Source organism: Psychromonas aquimarina ATCC BAA-1526 (assembly GCF_000428725.1).
Lineage (GTDB): Bacteria > Pseudomonadota > Gammaproteobacteria > Enterobacterales > Psychromonadaceae > Psychromonas > Psychromonas aquimarina.
On sequence record NZ_AUAM01000108.1, the window covers coordinates 1 to 3,043 of the forward strand.

Annotated in this window: 4 protein-coding genes; 2 read left to right on the forward strand and 2 right to left on the reverse strand. The window is 34.6% G+C overall.

Annotated elements, in window-relative coordinates:
• Nucleotides 1-209 precede the first annotated feature (209 nt).
• On the reverse strand, nucleotides 210-503 hold the full coding sequence (locus tag G337_RS0118945; RefSeq protein ID WP_028865261.1) for a hypothetical protein: 294 nt from the start codon (nucleotides 501-503) through the stop codon (nucleotides 210-212).
• Between the two features lie 3 nt (nucleotides 504-506).
• Nucleotides 507-752: a hypothetical protein gene (locus tag G337_RS0118950; protein WP_157619395.1), complete on the reverse strand. Its 246-nt coding sequence runs from the start codon at nucleotides 750-752 to the stop codon at nucleotides 507-509.
• A 411-nt stretch (nucleotides 753-1,163) separates the two neighbouring features.
• On the opposite strand from G337_RS0118950, the gene mobI reads away from it, so the two are divergent.
• Together mobI and G337_RS27900 are read left to right on the forward strand one after the other, a co-directional pair.
• Complete coding sequence (mobI, locus tag G337_RS0118955) at nucleotides 1,164-1,679, forward strand: conjugative transfer protein MobI(A/C) (protein WP_028865263.1); 516 nt, start codon at nucleotides 1,164-1,166, stop codon at nucleotides 1,677-1,679.
• Nucleotides 1,680-1,745: 66 nt separating this feature from the next.
• On the forward strand, nucleotides 1,746-3,043 hold a 1,298-nt coding region (locus G337_RS27900; protein WP_051303408.1), incomplete at its 3' end, for a UvrD-helicase domain-containing protein.

Here is a 3,043-nt window from a genome sequence, read left to right on the forward strand (position 1 = left end):
TGTACTTTCTGCCGAATCACCACAGCTAAATGAACAGGCAAACACCGCTCAAAACGAGCCGGAAGAATCAGTAAATAGTAGCCAGCCTGAACAGGAGAACACAAATAATAACGGAGACAACAACCAGTTAAATGAAAGAGATTTAGCACAAACACAAGCTATGAATTTGAAAGTATAAAATAAAAAATAGGCGGGTGAAACCGCCATTTTTAATGGTGATAATCGTTAAACATACTATTTTTTGTTCTGCTAATAGTGTCTGAATGATTACCATTCATCCAATATGGAGTGTATTTTTTTCTACGTTTAACCTTATATTGTTCGGTATAAACTTCCTTTTTTTCATCAAAATACGCAAGGTTATCTTCAACTTTACGATGGTTAATCCAACCGTTAGAAAGCATAATACCGACTACCGAATAATAGACGTAACCAATAACAAAGAACGCACCAACACCCCAAAAAACAAGCCAAATCAGAACACCTAAATCTTTAGAATCCATACATTACTCCTTAAATTTCTTACCCAACAAAGGCATATTTTCAGTAAAAAAGAACTTCAATTTAAAGCGAACAACAAAAGCCAAAAACACTAAAAGAACAATTAACACATGTAATACCTGTTCAATATATGGTGGTAAATACCCCAACAAAAGAGCAGCAGCAAGAGCTAATATAACTATTAAAAACAGCCCTAAAAATTGAATTAAGTGAGCCGAAAAATAATTAAAAACACCTTTGAAAGCTGACATAAAAACACCTCGATATTTCTTTGTTCCATGTATATATTTTACCATAGCAGGTGATTTTCCAAAGTAAAAAACCTTAAATACCTAACTCAAACAAGCATATATCACAAAACAAAAAACAACCTGAAAATCAACTAAAGGATCGGTCATAAGCGTGATCCCTCCCTATTTCTTTGGATAGCTTTTACTACAGAATAACAAACGATACACAAAGTTATTAACCAGTTACCCCCACTAATTAACAGTCAATTTCAATGCTAGATTTGACGAATAATCCTTACAGGTTTACATGTATACCTGTACCTGATTATAAGAACAGTTTGGCATGTCAAATTGTTACGATTTGTTAAGTAGTAAATTTGGAAATTTAATACTTCAAGATATTATGAATATATTTACAAGGAAATTGACAGTATGAAAAGCGCACACACGGAACTCAAAGACAAATTATATTCAGTCATAGATAGCTTGTATATTGACACGGTTATGTATCAAGAAATGTGGATGGCAAAAATAGCTAAAAGAGAACTGTCATTATCGGACAATGACTACAAAAACAATCAAGCTATCAAGTATCAATTAAGGGTCGAATTCTCAGGTTCAGGTTTTATCATTAGATGGCTTACTTGTAAGTTCGTTCGCAACAACAGCAAGGTAATTCGCTTAACAAAAGCCATTGCAATTCCCCGAAACGGAATGTACTCAAAAGACAAATTTAAAGATGCTTCAGAATGGGAGTTAGCACTAATTCTTGAGCTGGAAAATATACTAGGGCCAATACGAAACCAGCTTAAGCATTTAATGAAATGTCACATATCGCTTCGCAATGCATCAAAAGCCATAGGCGAAAAATTTGATGCGATAGATATAAAACATCGCGTAGAAATTCCTACGGCATCAATTAAAGGTTTTAAAGAAAAGTATCGTTAACTGCCATTTAGGAAATGCACTAACAAAAAGTATGATCGGATAAACGATTAATCTAATGGTGGTGATATGCAAAGTACAAATAGAACAATCAGAGGTTTTCAATTAACGTTACAGTGCAATAAATTAATAGACGCTGTTCTGGCTGGTGAGAATTTAATTGGTGAGGCGTTCGCGGGTACTGGAAAATCCACATCACTTTTGGCAGTTGAAAAATACCATTCGGGCAGAGGTCTATATGTTTGTTATGGTAAGACGCTTGAAGAGGAAGCTAGAGAATTGTTCAATGGGAACAATGTTGATATAGCAACATCACATTCACTTGCACTGAGTTTTTTGCCATACGATTTAAAACAGAAAGTTTTAGCCAGGACTAACATTCCATTGAACGAACTAGCGATAATTAACTTTTCAAATTTCAACCATCACAAAGACGCTCAGCAGTTTGCAAACATACCGACAAAAACTATTGCGCAATGCATCAATATTACGACTAAACAATTTATCGAAACCGCATCAAAAAACATCACTAAGATTCACTTGAACCAACGCTTCTTTTCAGTGCTGGACAATCTAGTTAAAACCAAGAAATTAACAAGCGAAAATAAGGATCTATTTGTTCAACTAATTTTGGACTGTTCAAACGATCTAGCGGGACAAATGTTAGACCTAAATTCAGAATGTCCGACTACACATGACGGGTACTTAAAAAGCTGGCAATTATCAAATCCTGTTTTGAATTACGATTACATTTTATTTGATGAAGCTCAAGATTCAAATCCTGTTTTATTGCATATAGTTTTATCGCAACAATGCCAAAAGATTTTAGTGGCAGACAGCTATCAAAATATATTTCAGTTTCGCGGAAGCTTGAATGTAATCAACCTGATTAAATATAAAAAATACCCACTAACATTCTCATTCAGATACGGTCAACAATTAGCAGATTTAGCAAGTAAGGTTTTAGGACACATTGACAGCAAAGTTTCGATCTTAGGTCGTGGATGGGACACTCAAATTTTCAAAGGTTCGGAATGCGAACATAGCGAACCATTTTTGTTTATCGCCAACTCAAATTATTCGACATATGAAATCCTCATAGATTGTTACAAATGCAAATTACCCGCAAAACTTTTAGGCGGGAACAAAGCCCCCAATACGCAGGAAATTCTAAAAAGTCTCATATCGTTCAAACGAAACAATACAGCCCTGCATCGTGACCATAAAAAATATGATTCATTTTCAGATTTGTTAAAACGGAACAAAAGCGGAGAGACAATTAAATTAGCAAATTTAGTCGAGGATAATATTGAACATGCAGAAGAATTAATAAATGCGTTAGAGTGGAGCAGACAGACATTAGCAAG